The organism is Actinomadura vinacea (assembly GCF_039532545.1).
GTDB lineage: Bacteria > Actinomycetota > Actinomycetes > Streptosporangiales > Streptosporangiaceae > Spirillospora > Spirillospora vinacea.
Genome location: NZ_BAAARW010000034.1, coordinates 64531 through 85252 on the forward strand (window position 1 = coordinate 64531; position 20722 = coordinate 85252).

A 20722-nucleotide genomic window follows, 5' to 3' on the forward strand; every position below is an offset into this window, starting at 1 on the left:
CATCTAGAAGCGGGGCAGGACGAACATCCCGGTGGCCTCGACCGTGGTCCGGCCCTGCGGGTCGATGATGCGGCCGTCGGCCCAGCTCTTGCGGCCGTCCACCCGGGTGACCGCGGCCTCGGCGGTGAGCGGGACGCCGTGCGGGGTGGGCCGGCGGTAGCGCATGTCGAGGGTCGCGGTCATGCTGGGCCTGCCGTTCCGCGCGGCCGCCTCACCGAGGACCTGGTCGAGGATGAGCGCGGAGACGCCGCCGTGCACGAACGTGGGCGGGCCCTCGTAAGCCACGTTCAGCGTGAAGGAGGCGCGCACGCCCGCGCCGTCCGGCAGGGCCTCGACCCGGACCGGCGGGGCGATCGGGTTGAGCAGGCCGGTGACCGGGCTCGCCAGCTGGCGCACCGTCCCGTCCTCGCCCAGCACCGCGACCGGCGGATGCTCCCGGCGCGCGGCCTTCAGCCGTTCGGTCAGCGTGGCGAGTTCGGCGGTGACCCCGGCGAGCTCGTCCTCTTCGACGTCGGTGTACAGGACGGCCTCGGTCAGCTCGCGCACTCGCTCCGCCAGCCCGGTCAGCGCCGTGACCTGCGAGTCCTCAAGAGTGAGCCGTGCCAGATCGGTGTAGACGCGATGCATCGCCGCCCCTGCCCCGCTCATCCGCCCTCCCGCCGTCGGCAAAGTCGCCGAACTGGATTCTAGGCGGGCGGCGGGCCCTTCGACGGCGCCGGGACGGTGCTTCTCGTCACGTCGTCAGCTCCAGGTGACGGTCTCCAGGTCGCCGAGGTCGGTCAGCGCCACCCGGTCGTCGTGGGCCAGGGCCCGGACGACCTCGGCGGCCTCGTCCAGCGTCGCCCACCGCCCGTACGAGCAGCGCGCGCCCTGGTCGGGCGTCTCCAGCCAGAACCGCGGGCCCTCCTCCCACATGCCCTGGACGATCTTGCCGGAGCGGCCCGTGCAGGTGATGAAGTTGTCGCCGCCGGGGACCAGCCCGTACAGCAGGCCGCGGAACTCCTCGAACGACATCGCGACCGGATCGTCCTCGCCGCGGCCGCGCGTGTAGTCGTGGTAGGTGACCGCCAGGCTCGCGGCGGCCTCCTCGGGCGCGTCCGGGAGGTCGGGCGAGCGGGCGAGATGGGCGTAGCGGCGGCGGCGCCAGGTCAGCGGGAGGAGGATGCGGGTGGTGGCCTCGCCGTCCCATTCGACGACCAGGCCGCGCTCGCGCAGTGCCGTCACCGCCCGCCGCCCGATCTCGGCGTCGTCGCCGTCCTCGGTGAACGCGCCGTAGGACAGGTACAGCCCGTCGCCGCGGGCCGCGCCGTCCACGTCCTGGTGGTGGCAGAAGACGTAGCCGCGGGCGGCGCCGGCCGGCACCTCGGCGCCGATCTCGGCGGTGCCGCACGTCTGGCAGCAGGTGAAGTCGGCGCGCGCGACCACACCGGCGGTGTCGAGGTCGCGGAAGGCCGCCAGCAGCCGCTCGGTGTCGAGCAGCTCGCCGTTCCAGCCGCTCTGCTCGGCGCGGTAGGCGGCGAACTCGGCCCGCGCCACGGTGTCGACGGCGGCCCGTTCGACCTCGCCCTCGAACCGGTCGAACGCGTCGGCCACGATGGTGTCGAAGTCGTCCTCGGCCCGGGCCAGCGCGACCCGGACCTGTTCGAGCAGCAGGCTGTGCAGCGATCCGTCCACCATGTCCCGCAGTATCGCAACCGGCACCGGCAACGGGACACCCGTTCCGTCAAGATCACCTGTCACGTGTCCAGCGGCTCCCCGGTTCAGCCGAGGTAGGCGGCCCGCACGACCGGGTCCTCCCGGATCCGTGCGGGCTCGCCGTCGGCGATGACCTTGCCGAGATCCAGCACCACGACCCGCTCGCACGCGGCCATCACGAACCCCACGTCGTGCTCGACCAGCAGCACGGTCGTCTCCAGGTCCCTGACGACGGCGGCGAAAAGCGCGGCCTGCTCGGCGTCCAGCCCGGAGGTGGGCTCGTCGAGCAGCAGGACCGCCGGCTCGTCCACGATCGCGCGGGCCAGCTCCACCATGCGCCGCTGCCCGATCGGCAGGTCGGCGGCGTGGGCGTCGCGCAGGTCCCCGATCCCGCACCGGTCCAGGACGGCCGCGGCGCGCTCCCGGCGCTCGCGTTCCAGGCGCCGCCGGGCGGGCCAGGCCACCAGGTCGGCGGCCAGGCCGCCCCCGCCGCCGTGCCACTCGGCGGCGGCCAGCACGTTGTCGAGCACGGTGAGCCGCCCGAACACCTGGGGCCGCTGGAAGGTGCGGCGCAGGCCGAGCCTGGACCGCCGCACCGCCCCGGTCCCGGTCACGTCCCGGCCGTCCAGCCGGACGGTTCCGGTGGTCGGCCGGCGCAGCCCGGTCACCACGTCGAACAGCGTGGTCTTGCCCGCGCCGTTCGGCCCGATCACCCCGCAGGTGCCGCCGCGCCGCACGGCCAGGCTGACGCCGCTCAGCGCCTGCACCCCGCCGAACCGGACGCCGACCTCCGCGACCTCGATCACCGTGCTCACTGGGCCCCTTCCGCGGCGAACCCGAGATAGGCGGCGGCGAGGCGGTCGTCGTCCACCTCGGCGCGCGGCCCCTGCCAGGAGATCCGGCCGAGGCTCATGAACGCGACCGTGTCCGCCAGCGCCAGCGCCTCGCTCGCCTTCTCCTCCACGATCAGCAGTGCCACCCCGCGGTCGCGCAGCTCGCCGAACAGCTCGAAGACCTGCTCCACCAGCAGCGGCGCCAGGCCCAGCGACGGCTCGTCGGCGATCAGCACCCGGGGCGGGCGGACCAGCGCGGGGGCGAGCGCGAGGAGCTGCTGCTCGCCGCCCGACAGCGCCCCGGCGGCGACGGCCCGGCGGCCGGCCAGGTTGGGCAGCCGCTCGTACACCCGGTCCCGGTCGGCGGCGTCCGGCAGCCAGGTGGTGAGGTTCTCCTCGGCGGTGAGGGACGGGAAGACGCCGCGGCCCTCGGGCGCCAGGTACACGCCCGCGCGGGCCCGGCGGTGCGCGGGCCAGGCGGTGACGTCCCGGCCGTCCAGCAGCACCCGCCCGGCGGCCGGGGCCATCGAGCCGGCCACCGCGCACGCGGTCGACTTGCCCGCCCCGTTGGCGCCGAGCAGGGCCACGACATGCCCGGCCGGGACGGCCAGGTCCACGCCGCGCAGCACGGTCGCGTCGCCGTAGCCCGCGACGACGCCCTCCAGCCTCAGCACGGGTTCGCCGTCCGCGGCGGGCGGCGGCGCGGCGCGGACGGTCACCGTGCCGCCCGTCTCGGCCCTGGTCCTGGCGAGCCGCTCCTGGCGCTTGCGGCGGCGGTAGCGCTGCTCGGCGAACTGGGCCAGGACGCCGTCGGGATGCTTGGCAAGGATCATGCCGCCCAGCCCGAACAGGATCATCCCGACGTACTCGGAGTCGGTGACGTTGTCGAGCACCTCCGGGGTCAGCGCCATGATCAGCCCACCCAGCACCGCGCCGCCGATCCGCCGCACCCCCTGCAGGACGACCACCGCCAGCCACACGAACCCGGTGAGCGCGGGCAGGTCGGTGGCGGTGATCTGGCCGTTGAACGTGGCGTACAGCACCCCGCCCAGGCCCGCGATCCCGGACGCCAGCGCGAACAGCGTGATCTTGGCGCGGACCGCGGAGACGCCCACCGACCGGGCGGCGGTGGGCGCCGACCGCACCGCCAGGATGGCGCGCCCGGACGCGGAGCGTTCCAGGTTGCGGATCAGCACCGCGACCGCCCCGATCACCGCCAGCAGCAGCACGACCCGGGTGCGCGGGTCGTTGGTGTCGGTGAAGCCGAGCGAGAACGCGGGCAGCTTCCAGCCGACGGTGCCGTTGCTGAACGCGTCGATCTGGAAGAGCACCTGGTCGGCCAGCAGCGCCAGCGCGAGGGTGGCCAGCGCCAGCACCCGTCCGCCCAGGCGCAGCGCCGGCAGCGCCACGAGCACCCCGGCGGCCACCGCCGCGAGGACCCCGGCCAGCACCGCGACCGGGAACGGCAGGCCCTTGCCGAAGACCAGCCCGGCCGACAGCGCGGCCAGCGCGGCGAACGACGCCTGCGCCAGGTTGACCATGCCGCCGATGCCGGTCACCACCACGAACGAGCAGAAGATCAGCGCCAGCACCAGGCCCTGCGCGATCAGCCCCACCCAGTAGTCGTCGCCGAGCGTGAACGTCCAGACCAGCAGCACCGCGACCGACAGGCTCCACGGCAGGACGCGGCGCCAGCGCGGCAGGTCGGCGAGGTAGTCGGGCGGCGGGGCGTCCTCGGCGATCGTGCCCGCGGCCCGGCCGCGCGCCCGGCCCAGCACCAGCAGCCCGGCGAACAGCAGGATCGCCGGGACGGCCGTGCGGAAGCCGGTGACCTTCTCGGCGAAGTCGGCGTACCCGGCGACCAGGTTCTGCACGACGCCCAGCCCGAGCCCGGCGGCGAAGGTGACCGGGATCGACTGGAGCCGTCCGAACACCGCCGCCGTCGCCGACGCGAACAGCAGCACGGTGAAGGCGTTGGAGTCCAGGCCGAGCGCGGGCACCGCCAGCACCCCGGCGAGCCCGGCCAGTGTCGAGCTGAGCATCCAGGCCTGCGCGGACGCGGCGTCGGCGTCGATGCCGCGCAGCGTGGCCAGCCACCGGCGGTCGACGGTGGCCCGCATCCGCAGGCCGAGCGCGGTGTGCCGCATGAGCGCCCACAGGCCGGCGGCGGCGGCCAGCGCCAGCGCGAACGTGACGAGCTGGTCGGAGTCGATCGCCACGCCGCCGATCGGCTGCCAGGTCTCCACCGGCCGCGGTCCCAGGCCGCGCGCGGTGGCGCCCTCGGTCACCCTCGGCAGGTCCGCGCCGAACGTGCCGACCAGCACGTCCACCGTCCACAGCCCGAGTGCGGGCAGGGCGATCGTCAGCCCGATCGTGGCGACGATCTGCGCCGTCTCGCCCGCCGTGGCCAGCCCCCGGAACATCAGCCGGTGCAGCAGATAGCCCAGCAGCGGCGCGACGACCAGGATCGTGACCGGACCGGCGATCCAGACCGGCCAGCCGAGCCCGGTGCCCAGCTCGAAGAACAGCAGCGCGCACAGGAAGCCGACGGCCCCGTGCGCGAAGTTGAACACCCCGGTGGCGGCGTACGACAGCGTCAGCCCGGAGGCCATCAGCGCGAAGACCGCCCCGGTCACCAGGCCGCTCAGGACGTACCCGACCAGTTCCGACACCCGCTACCTCCGGCTCAGAGCGTCGTGTTGTCGAAGCATTTGAGGTGCTGGGCGATCGTGAACCCGGTGCCCTGCAGCCTGACCAGGGCACCGCAGCCGTTGGACTCGGTCTTGCCGGTGGGGAGCCGGAGGCGGCCGAAGCCCTTGTTCTCGTAGGAGAAGGTCTGGACGGCCTTGAAGAAGGAGTCGCGGGTGAGGTCCTTGCCCGCCTTCTCCAGCATCTTGAGGAAGACGTCGGCCGACCAGTACCCGGTGGCCGCGTGCTGGTCCAGCACGGCGTTCGCGCCGCCCGCCTTTTGCAGGTCGGCCTTCATCGCGGCGACCTCGGGCGCGGTCGACTCGAACGGCTCGAACTGCGGCGCCGAGTACACCCCGTCCAGGGCCTGGCGTGTCTGCGGGTCGGCCAGAACTTTGGGATCGTAGGAGGTGGCGTCGGTGATGAGGCCCTTGTAACCGGCCTTCTTGAGCGCCGCGTACAGGCCGGAGTTGAACTTGCCGCCGGCCATGACCGACACGACCACGTCGGGCGCCTTGCCGCCGGCGCTCTTCATGATCTTGTTGACGTACGGCGACCAGTCCTGCGGCGGCGCCTGGGCGGGCAGGGCCGCGGAGGTGCCGGCGAGCGCGAACCCGGCCGCGGTGAACGACTTGGAGATGGTCTGCACGCCGTACTTGCTGGCCGTGGAGTCGGTGGCCTGGACCCAGACCTTCTTCCCCGCGGCCCCGCCGAGCTGGGCGGCGACCTGGTTGCCCCACCAGGTCTGGGTGCCCTGGCCGGGCTTGGGCGCCAGGCAGCCGTTGAACCCGAACGCGCTGGTCTTGCCGCACCAGAACGGGCCGGTGGCCCAGCCGACCCAGGGCACCTTCTGCTGCTCCAGGAACTCGGCGCCGCCGAACTGCGGGGCGCTGACCGGGACGAGCGCGAACACCTTCTCCTTCTGGACGAGCTTGCGGGCCGCGGCGGCGCCCTTGTCGGGGACCATGCCGTCGTCCTCGGCGCCCAGGAACTCGATCTTGCGGCCGTGCACGCCGCCCGCGGCGTTGGCCCGCTCGAACCGGGCCTTGGCGCCGAGCTCGGCGCCGCCGGTGGAGTAGCCGGTGGCGCTGGTCTCGGTGAGCACGCCGCCGATCTTGATCGAGTCGGCGGTCACCCCGGCGGCGCCGTCGCCGCCCGCGGCCTCGTTGCTCGTCGCGCAGCCGGCGGCCAGGACCAGGAGGGCGGCCGCGGCGAGCGAGGTGGCGCCGTTCTTGCCGATGGGGACGGCCTGCGTTGCCTTCATGGCGCCTCCGGGCACGTTCGACCAGCACGGACGAGGCGGCGGCCTAGTGTGACCTAGCGCTCGTTTGGTCGTGAGCGTAATTTCGGCGGCGCGAAACTGTCAACGATTCCGGGCCGCTCGAACAAGCAAATGCTTGGTGTTACGGTGGCTGCGGGCGGCGGGCACGGGCCCGCCCGCACGCGATACGGCGGAAGGGCGGCACAGGTGACGGTGACCGGGAACGACACCGCGGGCACGACGATGCGGGCGGCGCTGCTGCGCGAGTTCGGCGCGCCGCTGGAACTCGCCGAGGTGACGATCCAGGAACCGCGCGCCGGCGAGGTGCTGGTCCGGGTGGCCGCGTCCGGCATCTGCGGCTCCGACCTCAAGGCGATCGACGGCAAGAGCCCGGTGGTCGCCCACCTGCCCTGCCTGCTCGGCCACGAGAGCGCCGGCGTGGTCGAACGGACCGGCCCCGGCGTGACCGGCGTACGGCCCGGCGACCATGTGATCATCGCGATGAACGGCCCGTGCGGGCACTGCCGCAACTGCGCCCGCACCAAGCCCCACCTGTGCGTCGGCCAGACCCGGATGTCGACCGTCATGGGCCTGACCGCCGACGGCACCACCCGGCTCTCGGCCGGCGGCGAGGTCGTCCGCCCCTACATCGGGATCGGCTCGTTCGCCGAGAAGGTCGTCGTCGGCGAGGCGATGTGCGTGAAGGTGGCCCCCGACGCCCCGCTCGACCTGCTCGCCCTGACCGCCTGCGGCGTCGTCACCGGGGTGGGCGCCGTGCTCAACACCGCCCGGGTGGAGCCCGGCACCGACGTGCTGGTGGTGGGCTGCGGCGGGGTCGGGCTGAACGTCGTCCAGGGCGCGGTCCTGGCCGGCGCCACCACGATCATCGCCGCCGACGTGGTCGGGTCCAAGCTGCGGCTGGCCGAGGAGTTCGGCGCGACCCACACCCTGCTGGCCGACGACCTGCCCAAACAGGTCGGCGAGATCGTCCGCGGCGGCGTCGACTACGCCTTCGACGTCACCGGCATCGCCGCCGTCCTCACCCAGGCCTTGGCCGCGACCCGGTCCGGCGGCACCACGGTCATGGTGGGCAGCCCGGCGGCCGGCGAGGACCTGCGGATCCCGCCGGGGCAGCTGTTCGCCTCCCGGCGACTGATGGGCACCCAGGGCGGCGACGCCGTCCCCGCCCGCGATCTGCCGATGCTGGTCGACCTGTACCGGCGCGGACGGCTCAACCTGGAGGGCCTGGTCAGCGAGCGGATCCCGGTGGAGGCGGTGAACGAGGGCATCGCGCACGTCCGCGCGGGCGCCGTCGCCCGCTCGGTCATCGTCTTCGACTGACGCTCCGGCGCGACGCCCCGTTCGCCAGGGTTCAGATAGATTCCTCCCTGTGACTGATCAGCCACCTCCCCCATCGGACGGCGCCGACCAGCCGCCGCCCTACAAGACCCCCTACGGGCAGCCGCCCGGCGCGCCGCCTCCCCCCGGTTACGGGCCGCCGCCCGGTTACGGGCAGGGGCCCGGCGGTCCGCCTCCCGGTGGCCCGCCTCCGGGGCAGAACTACGACCCGCGCTGGGGGTACGGCCCGCCCGGCGTCCCCTACGGCCCAGGGCAGCAGATGGTCACCAGCGAGGAGACCAACTGGGCGATGTTCACCTACCTCGGCACGCTCTTCGTCGGCCCCCTCGCCCCGCTGGTCATCTACTTCGTGAAGAGGCGCGAGTCGGCGTTCGTCCGGTTCCACGCGGCCCAGTCGCTGAACTACTTCCTCACGATCCTGATCCACGTCGTGGTGACGCTGGCCATCTGCCTCCCGCCCGCGCTCCTCATGGACGCCCCGGCCTTCCTCATCCTGTTGGCCCCGCTGTACCTGGTCGACGGCCTCGGACAGTGGGTGTTCCTGATCCTCGGCGCGGTCAAGGCCGCGAGGGGCAACTACTACCGGTTCCCGACCTTCTTCTGCTTCCGCATGGTCCGCTAGCCGGCCCCGTACGAACGCGCGTAGCCGTCCAGGACGGGAAGGACCTCCTCGCGGCCGGCCGCGGGCACGCGCAGCACGATCTCCTCGACGCCCAGTGACGCGTAGTAGTCGAGCTTCTCCGCGGACGGCAGCGTCCCGAACGGGATCACCGGGACCATCTCCCGTCCCGCCGCCTCGCACGCCTCGCGCAGTGCCGGCAGCGCTTCCCGGATGCCGGCACCGCCGATGGGCATCCAGCCGTCGCCGAACTCGGCGATGTGCGCGAACAGGGTCGGGCCGGGCGCGCCGCCGAGCAGGACCGGGATCCGGCCCGCCGGCTTGGGCCAGGACCAGCTCGGCTCGAACTCGACGAACTCCCCCTTGAACTCGGCCTCCTCCCGCGTCCACAGCTCGCGCATGGCGAGCACGTGCTCGCGGGCCACGGCGCGCCGCCGGCTCCACGGCACGCCGTGGCCGGCGGCCTCCTCGGCGTTCCAGCCGTAGCCGACGCCGAGCACGAAGCGCCCGGCCGCGATCCGGTCGAGGGTCGCCACCGCCTTGGCCGTGACGATCGGGTCGCGCTGGGCGGGCAGGGCGACGCCGGTGCCGAGCCTGATCCGGTCCGTCAGGACCGCCGCGGCGGCGAGCGCCACGAACGGGTCGGGGATGCGGGCGTACTCCTCCGGCAGCACGTCCGCGCCGGTGGGCGGCGGCGTCTTCCTGGCCGCCGGGATGTGGGTGTGCTCGGGGACGTAGAGCGAGGCGAACCCGCGCTCCTCCGCCGCCACCGCCAGCTCGTGCGTCGTGATCGTCCGGTCGGTCGAAAACAGCGTGATGCCCAGCCGCATGAAGGCGGCCTCCTTTCAGTGGGTGACACTCTACTTACATGACCAAGCGATTGCTCGGCTATCGTCAATTGATGTAGCGTGCGCTTGTTCAAGGATTCCGGAGCGGGACGAACAGGTCCAACGGAGGTTCCCATGCCATTCGCCGAGCTTGGGGACGTGCGGCTGTTCTACACCGACGACGCCCCGAGCGAAGCGAGGGGCGGCGGCGCGGTAGTCGCCGGGGGGCTCGGGGGGTCGTCCCCCCAGAAGCAAACCGACCAGGAGCGACACGACGGCCCGGGCGGAGGTGTCCCGCTGCTTCTGGTGCACGGGTTCGGGGCCGACTCGCATGATTGGGCGTTCCACCTCCCCGGTCTGGCGGTCCGCCGCCGCGTGATCGCGCCCGACTTGCGGGGCCACGGCTACTCCTCGGCCCCCGAGACCGGTTACCGCCCCCGCGAGCTGGCCGGCGACCTGGTGCGGCTGCTCGACCACCTCGGCGTGGAACGGGTGACCGCGATCGGCCACTCGCTCGGCGCCTCGGTCGTCAGCGCGCTGGCCGTCGAACACCCCGAACGCGTCCACGCGCTGGTGTGCGCCGACCCGGGCTACGGGCAGCCGCCGGAGACCGCGGCCGGGTTCCCCGCGATGATCGAGAGGCTGCGGGGGGACGATCCGTACACCATCGCGCTCCAGAACGACGCCTGGTGCTACACCCCCGCCTCGCCCGCGTTCCTCCGGGAATGGCACCGCCGCAAGATCCTGGGCACCTCCCGGCAGGCGCTGTCGCAGGCGTTCGCCGGATTGTACGAGGGCGAGGAGCAGTTCGGGGTGCGGCCCGCCTCCGACGCGTACCTGGCCCGCCGCCAGTGCCCCGTGCTGACGTGCTGGTCCGCCGCCCAGGCCGGGTTCGCCGCCTGGGAGCGGGGCCTGTTCAAGCATCCCGCCTCACGGGCGATCGTCTGGCCCGGTGGCGGGCACCGGCTGCACGCCGAGCGGCCGGCCGAATTCCTGCTCGTCGTCGGCGACTGGCTCGACGAACTCGACAAGGAGAAGAACGCGTGAAGTTTGCCATCTTCCTCAACCCGCAGATCCCCGGGTCGGGCTGGGCCTCCGAGGAGAACGCCAAGGCCAAGCGGCCGATCGGACGGGACGTCGAGTCGTACCAGAAGCTGCTGCACGAGGTCCGCGAGATCGCGGTGCACGCCGACCGCGTCGGCTTCGACGCCCTGATGATGACCGAGCACCACTTCCATTCCGAAGGGTTCGAGTTCTCGGTCAACCCGCTGATGTTCCTGACCGACCTGGCCGCCCGCACCGAGCGGATCCTGCTGGCTCCGCTGGGCATCGTGCTGCCGGCCTGGGACCCGATCCGGGCCGCCGAGGACGTGGCGCTGCTGGACCATTTCTCCAAGGGACGGCTGCGGCTCGGCGTCGCCCGCGGCTACCAGAACCGCTGGATGAACGTGCTGGGCCAGCGCTGGCACGCGGCCGCGGCCCGTTCGGACGGCTCCAAGTCCGACAACCGGAACTTCGACGTCTTCGGCGAGGTCCTCAAGATCATGAAGATGGCGTGGGCCGAGGACTCGCTGCGCTACAAGAGCGAGGTCCTGGACTACGAGGTCCCGGCCCCCTTCGCGGGCATCGAGGGCTGGCCGGCCGCCGACTGGACGCGCGAGTTCGGCGCGCCCGGCGAGATCGACGACGACGGCGTGATCCGGTCGGTATCGGTGTGCCCCAAGCCGTACCAGAACCCGCATCCGGAGCTGTGGCAGCCCTTCACCGTCTCCGACCGGTCGGTCATCCGGGCCGCGCAGGAGGGCATCATGCCCTGGATGTTCACCCCCAACCCCGACGACCACGCCGCCAAGGCCAAGCTCTACCAGGAGGAGTGCGCCCGCCAGGGCAAGGACTACAAGCTCGGCGAGCACACCGGGATCCTCAAGATCATCGGCATGGCGGACACCCGCGAGGAGGCCATCGCCACCTACGGCACGGGCATGCAGAAGGACTTCGCGTCGTTCTTCGGCCCGTTCGGGTACCTGGAGGTGCTGCGCAAGAAGGAGGACGAGAAGCACAAGCCCATCTCGCCGGAGAAGGGCGACTTCAAGCGCATGAACGAGGTCGAGATGGCGCTGCTCGGCACGCCGGACGACGTCAAGCGCGGCATCCAGCGGATGCTGGACCGGATGCCCGACCTGGAGTGGTTCGGCCTGTTCATGCAGGGCCAGCAGGGCGTGCTGCCGCTGGACACGGTCAAGCGCAACCTGGAGATGTTCGCCACCAAGGTCATCCCCGAGTTCCAGGACTGAGGGGCATGGAGTTCTGGCTCGGTGCGGCGTTCGTCGACACCCCCGAGTTCGCGGGCCTCGCCCAGGCCGCCGACCGGCTCGGGTACGCCACGGTGGCGGTGTCGGACCACATCTTCTACACCGACTACGACGCCGACTACCCCTACAGCGAGACGGGCGCGCCTCCGTACAAGCCCGGCACGCACTGGCCGGACGTGTGGGTGACGATAGGCGCGATGGCGGCGGTGACCCGGCGGGTGCGGTTCGCCACCAACGTCTACATCGCCCCGGCCCGGGACCTGTTCACCGTCGCCAAGGCCGTCTCGACGGCCGCCGTCCTATCAAGCGACCGGACGATCCTCGGCCTGGGCGTCGGCTGGTGCAAGGACGAGTTCCTGCAGACGGGCCAGGACTTCCACACCCGAGGCAGGCGCCTGGACGAGATGATCCCGGCGCTGCGCGAGCTGTGGAAGGGCGGAACCGCCGAGTTCCACGGCGAGCACTACGACTACGGGCCGCTCAGCATCGCGCCCGTACCGGACAGACCCGTGCCGATCTACTTCGGCGGCGACAGCGACGCGGCGCTGCGCCGTACCGCCCGGACCGGCGACGGCTGGATCGGCAACCGCTTCTACTCCGAGGAGCAGCTCGAGGACCTCCTGACCCGCCTGGAGGGGTTCCTGGCCGAGCACGGCCGCACGCTGGACGACCTGAAGGTGATCGCACCGATCCGCGCGATGCCGAGCGCCGACCTCTACCGCAAGTGGGAGGCGCGCGGCGTCGCCGGAACCATGACCGCCCCCTGGTGGCTGGCCACCCCCGAGGAGAAGGCCGCCCACGCCGGCGACCCCCTCGCCCTCAAGATCGCCACAATGGAGCGCTTCGCCGAGGAGGTCATCGCGAAGATGTGAGCCGAGCAGGATAGCGTGAGGCCGTGCTGCCGCTTGTGAAGGCCATCCGGTATGTGACGCCGCTGCGTGAGGGCGGGTCGCTGCCGGGCGTGGTCGAGGCCGATGACCTCGGCACCTATGTGATGAAGTTCCACGGCGCCGGGCAGGGCCGGAAGGCGCTGATCGCCGAGGTGATCGCCGGTGAGCTGGCCCGGCGGCTGGGGCTGCGCCTTCCCGACCAGGTGATCATGGAGCTGGATCCGGCGATCGGCCGGCACGAGCCGGATCCCGACGTCCAGGACCTGCTCAAGGCCAGCACCGGCTGGAACCTCGGGATCGACTTCCTGCCCGGGTCGCTCGGCTTCGATCCCTTGGGGTGGTCCCCCGACCCCGAGTTCGCCTCGCGGGTGCTGTGGTTCGACGCGTTCATCGGCAACGTCGACCGTTCCTGGCGCAACCCCAACATGCTGGTCTGGCATGGGAACGTGTGGCTGATCGACCACGGCGCCAGCCTGTACTTCCACCACGCCTGGGCGAACGCCGGGCGGCTGTTCTCCGGCCCGTACGACGTGGACGACCACGTGCTCACCCCGTGGGCGAAGAAGCTGGCCGACGCCGAGGCCGAGCTGCTCCCCAAGGTCACCGAAGGGCTGCTGCGCGAGGTGGCCGAGCTGGTGCCGGACCGCTGGCTGGAGGGCGAGCCGGGCTTCGCCGGGCCCGCCGAGCTCCGCGACGCCTATACCGGGCTGCTGGCCGAGCGCGCGGGACGGCCGCGCGACTGGCTGCCCGAGCTGTCGGTCGGGCACCGCCGCCCCGACACCTCGGCGCGGCGCGGCGCGAACCGTCCGGAATGGCTGGGAGGTCCGGCATGACCTCCGGCCAGAAGATCTTCGAGTACGCGGCGCTGAGGGTGGTGCCCCGGGTTGAGCGCGGCGAGTCGATGAACGTGGGCGTCGTCGTCTACTGCCAGGGCCTGGACTTCCTGGGCTGCCGCTCCCACCTGGACGAGCGGCGGCTGCGGGCCCTGGACGCCACGCTGGACCTCGACGGCGTCCGCTCCGCACTGCGGGCCGTGGACGCGCTCTGCTGCGGCGGCGAGCGAGCGGGGCAGGCGGCCGACGAGCCGCCGGGCAACCGGTTCCGCTGGCTGACCGCGCCGCGCAGCACCATCGTGCAGCCCGGCCCGGTGCACGCCGGCCTCACCGACGATCCCGCGGCCGAGCTGGATCGTCTGCTCGACCTGCTGGTCAATTAGCGCCTACTCCCACTCCCAGCGCATGCCGTGATAGCCGGCGGTCACGCCGAACTCGATGAAATGCACGCTGTGGTACCTGGACGGCCGCAGGTCGCCCAGGTCCTTGAGGGCGGTCTGCGCGTTCGGGCGCCAGGTGCGGTAGCAGCGCGCGGGCAGCGCCGAGGGGTGGAAGCTCACCTCGATCAGGAACTCGTGCTGCGGCGCGCGGAACCCGCGGCCCTCCTCCAACACCGGCGGGCCGGTCTCGTCGAACCCGAAGCCGTACTCCAGCAGGTAGGTCTCGCCCCGGCCCAGCGCCCGGTCGAACAGCAGCTCGGCCGCGATCAGGCCGCTGGCCTCGTCCACCCGGACCCGGCCGAAGCGGCAGCCGCGGGCGAAGCGGGACGAGGGCAGCACCCGCTGCGGATGGTGGTACACCGCGATCCACCGGTCGGCGCCGCGCCGCTGGGCCTGGAAGACCGCGCGGGTGCGGACCTCGCGCAGTTCCCGGTCCGGCCCGATCACATGCTGGTCGTGCAGGCTGAGGCCGGTGAGCCGGCGCTCGCCGCGCTCGCCGATCTCGTCCATCAGATCGCGCACGCCCGGCTCGGTGCACAGCTCCTCCACCGGCAACCACGGCCCCGCCGAGCGTTCCGCGGACGGTTTGAGGAGCGTCAGCAGGGAGTGCCGCGGCAGGCCGAGGATGACCTCCAGGGCCCGGACGGCGCGCAGCGAGTCGGCGCGCTCGGGACGGGTCCGGCCGCGCTGCCAGTAGCTGAGGGTGGACAGACTGACCCCGATGCCCTGCTCCTCCAGGCGGCGCCGCAGAGCCTCCAGGCTGAGCCCGCGGGCCTGGATCGCCGCGTGCAGGGCCACGTTGAAGGGGCCGTTCCGCATCATTTGGAGGAGATCGTCCTCCGTGACCATCTGCACCGCTATCGCCTCCGGATCACGTCCGGCCGGCCCCCGCCCTCGGCCTTGACAACAGCAGTCGGAACTTTGTGGCTCACTGTAAGGCCGCCGGCCCGCGATGCCAATCGGCAATTTGTTACAACAGTCAACGAACCCCCTCCCGGCGCGGGGGCGTTCTCACTCCCACTCCCATTCGATCCCGACGATCCCGCGCCGCACGTCGCCCAGCGCGAGGTGGGCGCTGCCCGACGCGCCGATCCACAGCTCGCCGAGGCGCCGCCGGGGCGCGTCCCCGGTCTCCCGGGAGAAGCCGTAGCAGCGGGCCGGGAGCATCTCGGCGTGGAACTGGACGACGGCGAGGTAGTCGCGGACCGGCCGCGGGAAGCGGCGCTCGTAGTCCCCGGCCGGGCGGCTCAGCTCGTACTCGATCACGACGGTGTCGCCGGCCGCGAGCACGCGGTCGAAGACCAGCTCGAAGCCGATCAGCCCGCTCTCCGCGCGGACCCGTCCCGACCGGCAGTACCGCAGCCCGGCCGGTTCCGGTTCCGGCCGCGCGCCGGTCGCGGGGTCGTCCACGGGGTGGACGCGGACGACCCGGTCCACGTCGTCGCCCGTGGCGCGCAGCACCTCGCGGACCACGAGGGCGCGCGGACGGCGATCGGGGCCCAGCAGGTAGAGGTCGTGGATGCTCAGCCGCTCCAGCCGATGCTCACTGGAAAGATCCAGTTGCCCGACCACCCGGGCGTACCCTTCCGGATCCGGCCACAGTTCGGGCCCCGCACCGGCCGCGCCGCCCAACGAGGACTGCTGGACGCCGCCCGCGCGCCCCGCGGCGTGCCCGCCGCGCGCCGGGACCGCGCCGGGCACGGGATCGTCCAGCAGCTCGATCAGCGTGCCGGCGGGGACGCGCAGGATCTCCTCCAGCGTCGCCACGACCGCGCGGGAACGCGGCCGGCTGCGGCCCCGCTGCCAGTAGCTGAGCGAGGCGACGCTTACCGTGAGGCCGCGCTGGGCGAGCCGGTGGCGGATCCGCTCCAGGGTCAGTCCGCTCGCCTGGATGGCCTGCCGTAGCGCACCGGCGAATTCCACGGGCGGATTTTACCGTTACCCCTCTCGGGGCGACCTAGAAGAGCACCGACATGAACGTCTCGATCTCGGTGAAGCCGACCCGGCGGTACGTGGCCCGCGCGCGGTGGTTGAAGTCGTTGACGTACAGCGAGACGGTCGGCGCGATGGAGCGGAGGGACTCCTCCACCAGCGCGGCCATGCCGTGCACCGACAGGCCATGCCCGCGCAGGTTGGGCGGCACCCACACGCCCTGCACCTGGCAGGCGTGGGGCGTGACCGCGCCCACCTCGGCCTTGAACATGACCCGGCCGTCCTCGATGCGGGCGAACGCGCGCCCGGCCCGGATGAGCTCGGCGACCCTGGCCCGGTAGAGGACGCCCCCATCGCCCGAGTTGGGGGAGACACCGACCTCTTCGGTGAACATCGCCACGCACGCGGGATAGATGATGTCGAACTCGTCCATCCGCACCCGCCGTACGCGGCGGTCCGCCTCCACGGGCGGCACCGTGGACGTCGACATCACCGGCTGCGCCGCGCGGATCGCCCTTGGCGGGCCCCAGTAGGGCGCGAGCATGTCCCACAGCTCCCCCACCGTGTCGGCGGGGCCCACAATGGACGAGCACCTCCGGCCCTGGGCCTGGGCACGCTCCGCGAACGCCCGCACCGCGTCGGAGGTCGCCGCCACAGGGACCAGATTGGCCCCCGAGTAGCACAGCGAGGTAAGCCGGCCGTCCCGCATGTAGCCCCACATCTGGGCGCCGAGACGGCGGGGGTCGAGCCCCGCGGCGTGCACCCGGGAGCTGACGAACACGTTGGCGACCGGGTCCGCGTCCAGGATGGCCTGGGCCTCGGCTCGGTGTCGGTCGTCCAGTATCCGCACCGGCAACGACCCCAGCATGCGCATGGTCTACCGGCCCCGCTCAGGGACGAGCGACCATGGACAGGTCACCGCTATCAGCACCACGCTGATAAGCCTATGACGTCCACCATCCAGACGTGATAACCGACTCCTATCCAAGCCGGTCACTCGGCAGGAGAACCGGCCCTGCCCCCACGCGAGCGGCCTGCCCCGCCTTCTTGGCCTGATCGGGCTTGGGCCCGGGGCCCGCGGGGCAGGACAGGTCGGGGCCGAAGCGATCGGCCGGGAGCCTGCCGTCCCTCAGGTACGCCAGGACGGCCCTGTCGATGCACGCGTCCCCGCCCAGGGCGACGCCGTGATTTCCGCCTCCGGCCTGCACGATCAGCCGTGAGCTGGGAAAGAGGTGGTGGGTCTCCAACGCCCCGGGGTAAGGGGTGGCGGCGTCCTCCGTGCCGTGGACGAGCAGGATCGGCGGCATCCCCGCGCGGCGCCCATGCACCTCCGGCCGCGGCCCGCCTGCGGCGCCCCAGAACGCGCAGGGGGCGTTGTACCAGGCGTTGCCCCACGTCTCGAAACGGTAGCCCAACCGGTAGAGGAGCCAGTGGTCGCGGTGCCAGTCGCTCCAGTCGGCGGGCCAGCGCGCGTCGCGGCATTGAACGGCGTTGTAGACCGTGTAGTTGTTCAGCTCCAGCCAGTTCGGCGGCGTCCATGCCTTCGCCAGGGAACGGGAGTCCTTCTTGACGACATACGCGGACAGCGCGCGGGCGTGCGCCGGCCAGGAATGGTCGCCGTAACCGTCGGCCAGGAAGACGTCGTCCAGCTCCGACGGCCCGATCCGGCCGTTGATCGGCTTGGCCTTGAGCGACGCCCTGGCCCGGTAGTACGCGGCGGCGACGGCCGTGCGCGTCGTCCCGAGCCGGTAGGTCGCGTGGTTGCGGGCGATCCAGCCGAAGTACGCCTGGATGCGCTCCTCGAACGCGACGTTCTGGTCGAGGTTGCTCTGGTACCAGACGCCGCTCGGCCGGACGACGCTGTCCAGCACCATCCGCCGGACCCGGCCGGGGTAGGCGGTGGCGTAGGCGGCGCCCAGGTAAGTGCCGTACGAGTAGCCGAAGTAGTTGATCTGCTTCTGGCGCAGGGCGGCGCGGATCGCGTCCATGTCACGCACCCAGGCCCGCGTGCCCATGTGGGGCAGAATGCGGCCGTACTTGGCCTTGCAGTCGGCCGCGTAGGCGCGCGCACGCCGGATCCAGGCCCTCTCCTGCGCCGCGTTGCCGGGGACGACGTCGGCCTTGGGACGACCCGGGTTCTGGTATTTGGGATCGCACACCAGCGCGGGCCTGCTGGCTCCGACTCCGCGCGGGTCGTAGCCGATCCAGTCGTAACCCGCCGCGATGTCCTTGGGGAGCGCGTACTTGAAGAGGCGGGGCAGGTCGCGTCCGTGCGCCCCGGGGCCGCCCCGGTTGAGGAACACCACGCCCTGGAAGCGGCGCGCGGTGTGCCTGGCCCGGGTCAACGCCAGGGTGATCTGCTCGCCGCGCGGACGGGAGTAGTCGAGCGGCACGCGGAGCGTGCCGCATTCCAGGCCCTTGAGCATCCCCTTCTCCACCGGGTCCTTCTTAGGACATGGCTTCCAGGCGATCCTTGGTGCGGCGGCCCGGGCCGCACCGTCGGCGGGGGTCGGGGAGGCGGAGGCGGGCACGGAGAGGCCGGCGAGGGCGACGGCGGCGGTCGCCAGTCCCCCGGCAACGGGCTTGGACGCGTTCAGCACCCCCGTTTTCTACCGGCGCCGCCGCCTTCCGGCACGGACCAGCGAATCGCGCGATTCCCTCCTCAAGTGCGGCGAAACGGCCGAACAAGTCTCGCGGCGAGCCGTCCGCGCGCAGGGTCGACGCGCGGGCGGCTCGCCGCGGGGTCGCTCAGAGGCGACGTGCAGAGACGAGTGCGCAGGCTATGGACGCCCGATGGGGACGTCCTTGCCCTTGCCGGAACGGGCCGCCTTGGCGGCCCTGGGGTCGGGGTCGTTCAGCGCGGGAACCGCGTCGCAGACCGCGTCCGCGCCCTGGCCCGGCTTGCGGGGCGCCAGCGTCCCGTCGGCCAGGTACGCGGCGACCTTGTCGTCCAGGCAGGCATTGCCGTTGAGGGTGTTGCTGTGGGTCTTGCCGCCCTTCTCGGCCAGCAGCGTCGCGGACGGGAACAGCTTGCGCATCTGCGGGCCGCCCGGGTACGGGGTGGCCGCGTCCAGCGTGGACTGCACCAGCAGGAAGCGCGGCACGGCCTTGCCCTTGTCCCCGATCGAGAACGCCTTGCCGCCCTTGGCACCCCAATAGAAGATCGGGGCGTTGTACCAGGTGTTGGACCAGCTGTTGAAGCGGATCCCGCTCTTGTACTGGCGGACCGCGTCGTTGTGCCAGGTCCTCCACTTGGGCGGCCACGGCGCGTCCACGGCCTGCACGGCGTTGTAGACGGCGAAGCCGTTGTCGCCACCGCCCGCGCTCACCCACTCCAGCAGCGGCGCCGGGTCCTTCTTGGTGACCCACGCCGACAGGGCTTGCGCGAACGGGATGTAGTAGGTGGTGTTGTACCCGGCGTTGAGCACGATGTCGTCGAGCTCGGACGGGCCGATCTTGCCGCCGATCGGGCTCTTCTTGGCCGCGGCGCGGACCTTGTAGTAGTTCGCCTCCACCGCCTGGCCGGTGGCGCCGAGCTTGTACAGCGCGTTGTACTTGGCGGTCCAGGCCCACCAGAGCTTCATGTTGCGCTCGAAGGCCTCGTTCTGGCGGAGTTGGCCCGTGTACCAGACGTTGCGGGAGTCGACGTTGCCGTCCCAGACCATCCGCTTCACGTTCCGCGGGAACAGCGAGGCATAGGTGGCGCCGAGATAGGTGCCGTACGAGAAGCCGTAGTAGCTGATCTGCTGGGCGCCCAGGGCCTTACGGATCGAGTCGATGTCACGGGCCGAGCTGGTGGTGCGCATGTGCGGCAGCAGCCAGCCGAACTTCTGCGCGCACGTGTCGGCGTACTTCTTGGAGCGGGCGAGCCAGCGCTTCTCCTCGCGGACGCTGCGCGGGACGTAGTCCGGGCGCACCGGGTCGGAGTAGGTGGGGAAGCAGCTGATCGCCGGCTTGCTGGACTCGACGCCGCGCGGATCGAACCCGATGATGTCGTACCGGGCCGCGACCTCCTTGGGCAGCCAGGAGGCCAGGCCGCCGGACAGGTACAGCCCGGAGCCGCCGGGACCGCCCGGGTTGCCGATCAGGACGCCCTGGTAGTTGGCCTTGTCGGTGGCCTTCACCCGCGAGACGGCGACCGAGATCTTGCGGCCGTTCGGATTCGCGTGGTCGAGCGGCACCTGCACCTGGCCGCACTCGGCGTTCTGCAGGTACGAGCCGCCGGTCACGTCGGTCGGGCACTTGCTCCACGCGATCTTCGATGCGGCCGCCGGGTTCGCGGTGGACTCCGGCCGCACGCCGGCGGAGACGGCGACGGCCGTGCCGCCCACGCCCACCGCAGTGGCCGCGACGATGAGAACGAGTCTCTTCACCAAACCCCCTCAGCACCGGGGGCATGCCACGCCGTGCGGGCGGGGGGTGCCCGGCCGTGATCGCGAAGGCGGGAGCCGCTCCGGCAAGAGCGAAATATGCGACAAGTGGAAATTGTGGCGCTTGAGGGGCTATTGACGGCAGGGCCCGCAGAGAGTGGATGCGCAATCGTGACAAGCCTCACGTGACCCGGTGGCGCGCGAGGTCACGTCCATCGCCGTCCCCGCCCCCGCACGCCGAAGACCCCCGGTGCATGACCGGGGGCCTTCAAGGCGCGCGAAGGACTCGCTCGCTACGTCAGCTGACGACCACGGTGGCGCCGGGGCCGGAGACCGAGCCGTCCTCGTCGATCTCGATGCCCATCTCCTCGGCGATCCGCATCGCCTCTTCGATGAGGGTCTCGACGATCTGCGCCTCGGGGACGGTCTTGATGACCTCGCCCTTGACGAAGATCTGGCCCTTGCCGTTGCCCGAGGCCACCCCCAGGTCGGCCTCGCGGGCCTCGCCGGGACCGTTCACCACGCAGCCCATGACGGCCACGCGCAACGGGACGGGGAAGTCCTTGAGACCGGCGGTGACCTGCTCGGCCAGGCTGTAGACGTCGACCTGGGCGCGGCCGCAGGACGGGCACGACACGATCTCCAGCCCCCGCTGCCGCAACC

At 72.2% G+C, this 20722-nt stretch carries 18 protein-coding genes and 1 pseudogene; 7 read left to right on the plus strand and 12 right to left on the minus strand.

Going from position 1 to position 20722, the window contains the following annotated elements; genetic code table 11:
• Positions 1–3: 3 nt before the first annotated feature.
• The 5 genes from ABD340_RS38100 to ABD340_RS38120 form a co-directional block, all read right to left on the minus strand.
• Positions 4–648, minus strand: coding sequence for a PaaI family thioesterase (locus tag ABD340_RS38100; protein ID WP_344595826.1), 645 nt, complete (start codon positions 646–648; stop codon positions 4–6).
• 93 nt (positions 649–741) lie between these two features.
• Entirely contained in the window at positions 742–1677 is a 936-nt protein-coding gene (locus ABD340_RS38105) for a DUF6891 domain-containing protein (protein ID WP_344595828.1), read from the minus strand.
• A gap of 83 nt (positions 1678–1760) precedes the next feature.
• On the minus strand, positions 1761–2510 hold the full coding sequence (locus ABD340_RS38110; RefSeq protein ID WP_344595829.1) for an ABC transporter ATP-binding protein: 750 nt from the start codon (positions 2508–2510) through the stop codon (positions 1761–1763).
• Positions 2507–5200 carry an ABC transporter permease subunit gene (locus ABD340_RS38115; RefSeq protein WP_344595831.1) on the minus strand — a complete coding sequence of 898 codons (2694 nt, stop codon included), beginning with the start codon at positions 5198–5200 and terminating at the stop codon, positions 2507–2509. The genes ABD340_RS38110 and ABD340_RS38115 overlap by 4 nt, the downstream gene beginning before the upstream one ends.
• A gap of 14 nt (positions 5201–5214) precedes the next feature.
• Complete coding sequence (locus ABD340_RS38120; protein ID WP_344595833.1) at positions 5215–6480, minus strand: ABC transporter substrate-binding protein; 1266 nt, start codon at positions 6478–6480, stop codon at positions 5215–5217.
• Between the two features lie 240 nt (positions 6481–6720).
• Between ABD340_RS38120 and ABD340_RS38125 the strand changes: the two genes are divergently transcribed.
• Both ABD340_RS38125 and ABD340_RS38130 read left to right on the plus strand, forming a co-directional pair.
• Entirely contained in the window at positions 6721–7818 is a 1098-nt protein-coding gene (locus tag ABD340_RS38125) for an alcohol dehydrogenase catalytic domain-containing protein (RefSeq protein WP_344595869.1), read from the plus strand.
• 49 nt (positions 7819–7867) lie between these two features.
• Complete coding sequence (locus ABD340_RS38130; protein ID WP_344595835.1) at positions 7868–8458, plus strand: DUF4870 domain-containing protein; 591 nt, start codon at positions 7868–7870, stop codon at positions 8456–8458.
• Here the strand turns inward: ABD340_RS38130 and ABD340_RS38135 are convergent.
• Positions 8455–9285, minus strand: a complete 831-nt coding sequence (locus ABD340_RS38135) for a TIGR03619 family F420-dependent LLM class oxidoreductase (protein WP_344595837.1) — start codon at positions 9283–9285, stop codon at positions 8455–8457. The two genes, ABD340_RS38130 and ABD340_RS38135, sit on opposite strands and share 4 nt — an antisense overlap.
• A 132-nt stretch (positions 9286–9417) precedes the next feature.
• On the opposite strand from ABD340_RS38135, the gene ABD340_RS38140 reads away from it, so the two are divergent.
• From ABD340_RS38140 to ABD340_RS38160, 5 genes are read left to right on the plus strand one after another with little or no spacing between them, the layout of a single operon-like run.
• Positions 9418–10329, plus strand: a complete 912-nt coding sequence (locus ABD340_RS38140) for an alpha/beta fold hydrolase (protein ID WP_344595838.1) — start codon at positions 9418–9420, stop codon at positions 10327–10329.
• Positions 10326–11576, plus strand: coding sequence for an LLM class flavin-dependent oxidoreductase (locus ABD340_RS38145; RefSeq protein WP_344595840.1), 1251 nt, complete (start codon positions 10326–10328; stop codon positions 11574–11576). Before ABD340_RS38140 ends, ABD340_RS38145 begins: the two co-directional genes overlap by 4 nt.
• Positions 11577–11581: 5 nt before the next feature.
• Positions 11582–12466 (plus strand): TIGR03619 family F420-dependent LLM class oxidoreductase, encoded by an 885-nt coding sequence (locus ABD340_RS38150; protein WP_344595841.1) that lies wholly within the window; start codon positions 11582–11584, stop codon positions 12464–12466.
• Between the two features lie 23 nt (positions 12467–12489).
• Complete coding sequence (locus tag ABD340_RS38155; protein ID WP_344595843.1) at positions 12490–13317, plus strand: HipA family kinase; 828 nt, start codon at positions 12490–12492, stop codon at positions 13315–13317.
• Positions 13314–13700, plus strand: coding sequence for a DUF3037 domain-containing protein (locus tag ABD340_RS38160; RefSeq protein WP_344595844.1), 387 nt, complete (start codon positions 13314–13316; stop codon positions 13698–13700). Before ABD340_RS38155 ends, ABD340_RS38160 begins: the two co-directional genes overlap by 4 nt.
• 3 nt (positions 13701–13703) lie before the next feature.
• Here ABD340_RS38160 and ABD340_RS38165 read toward each other — a convergent pair whose 3' ends face one another.
• From ABD340_RS38165 to ABD340_RS38190, 6 genes and pseudogenes are all read right to left on the minus strand, one after another.
• Positions 13704–14612 (minus strand): helix-turn-helix domain-containing protein, encoded by a 909-nt coding sequence (locus ABD340_RS38165; RefSeq protein WP_344595845.1) that lies wholly within the window; start codon positions 14610–14612, stop codon positions 13704–13706.
• 156 nt (positions 14613–14768) lie between these two features.
• Positions 14769–15680 (minus strand): hypothetical protein, encoded by a 912-nt coding sequence (locus ABD340_RS38170; protein ID WP_344595846.1) that lies wholly within the window; start codon positions 15678–15680, stop codon positions 14769–14771.
• Between the two features lie 34 nt (positions 15681–15714).
• Positions 15715–16557, minus strand: coding sequence for a GNAT family N-acetyltransferase (locus ABD340_RS38175; protein ID WP_344595847.1), 843 nt, complete (start codon positions 16555–16557; stop codon positions 15715–15717).
• Positions 16558–16669: 112 nt separating this feature from the next.
• A complete protein-coding gene (locus ABD340_RS38180) occupies positions 16670–18289 on the minus strand; it encodes an alpha/beta hydrolase (RefSeq protein WP_344595849.1) in 1620 nt (539 codons plus the stop codon).
• 180 nt (positions 18290–18469) lie between these two features.
• Positions 18470–20062 carry an alpha/beta fold hydrolase gene (locus ABD340_RS38185; RefSeq protein ID WP_344595851.1) on the minus strand — a complete coding sequence of 531 codons (1593 nt, stop codon included), beginning with the start codon at positions 20060–20062 and terminating at the stop codon, positions 18470–18472.
• A gap of 295 nt (positions 20063–20357) precedes the next feature.
• Positions 20358–20722, minus strand: a pseudogene (locus ABD340_RS38190) (flavodoxin-dependent (E)-4-hydroxy-3-methylbut-2-enyl-diphosphate synthase); the annotation flags it as partial.

Coding starts and splice junctions, on each gene's coding strand:
- ABD340_RS38100 (WP_344595826.1), bottom strand. CDS start 648: ATGAGCGGGGCAGGGGCGGCGATGCATCGCGTCTACACCGATCTGGCA.
- ABD340_RS38105 (WP_344595828.1), bottom strand. CDS start 1,677: ATGGTGGACGGATCGCTGCACAGCCTGCTGCTCGAACAGGTCCGGGTC.
- ABD340_RS38120 (WP_344595833.1), bottom strand. CDS start 6,480: ATGAAGGCAACGCAGGCCGTCCCCATCGGCAAGAACGGCGCCACCTCG.
- ABD340_RS38125 (WP_344595869.1), top strand. CDS start 6,721: ATGCGGGCGGCGCTGCTGCGCGAGTTCGGCGCGCCGCTGGAACTCGCC.
- ABD340_RS38135 (WP_344595837.1), bottom strand. CDS start 9,285: ATGCGGCTGGGCATCACGCTGTTTTCGACCGACCGGACGATCACGACG.
- ABD340_RS38140 (WP_344595838.1), top strand. CDS start 9,418: ATGCCATTCGCCGAGCTTGGGGACGTGCGGCTGTTCTACACCGACGAC.
- ABD340_RS38150 (WP_344595841.1), top strand. CDS start 11,582: ATGGAGTTCTGGCTCGGTGCGGCGTTCGTCGACACCCCCGAGTTCGCG.
- ABD340_RS38160 (WP_344595844.1), top strand. CDS start 13,314: ATGACCTCCGGCCAGAAGATCTTCGAGTACGCGGCGCTGAGGGTGGTG.
- ABD340_RS38175 (WP_344595847.1), bottom strand. CDS start 16,557: ATGCTGGGGTCGTTGCCGGTGCGGATACTGGACGACCGACACCGAGCC.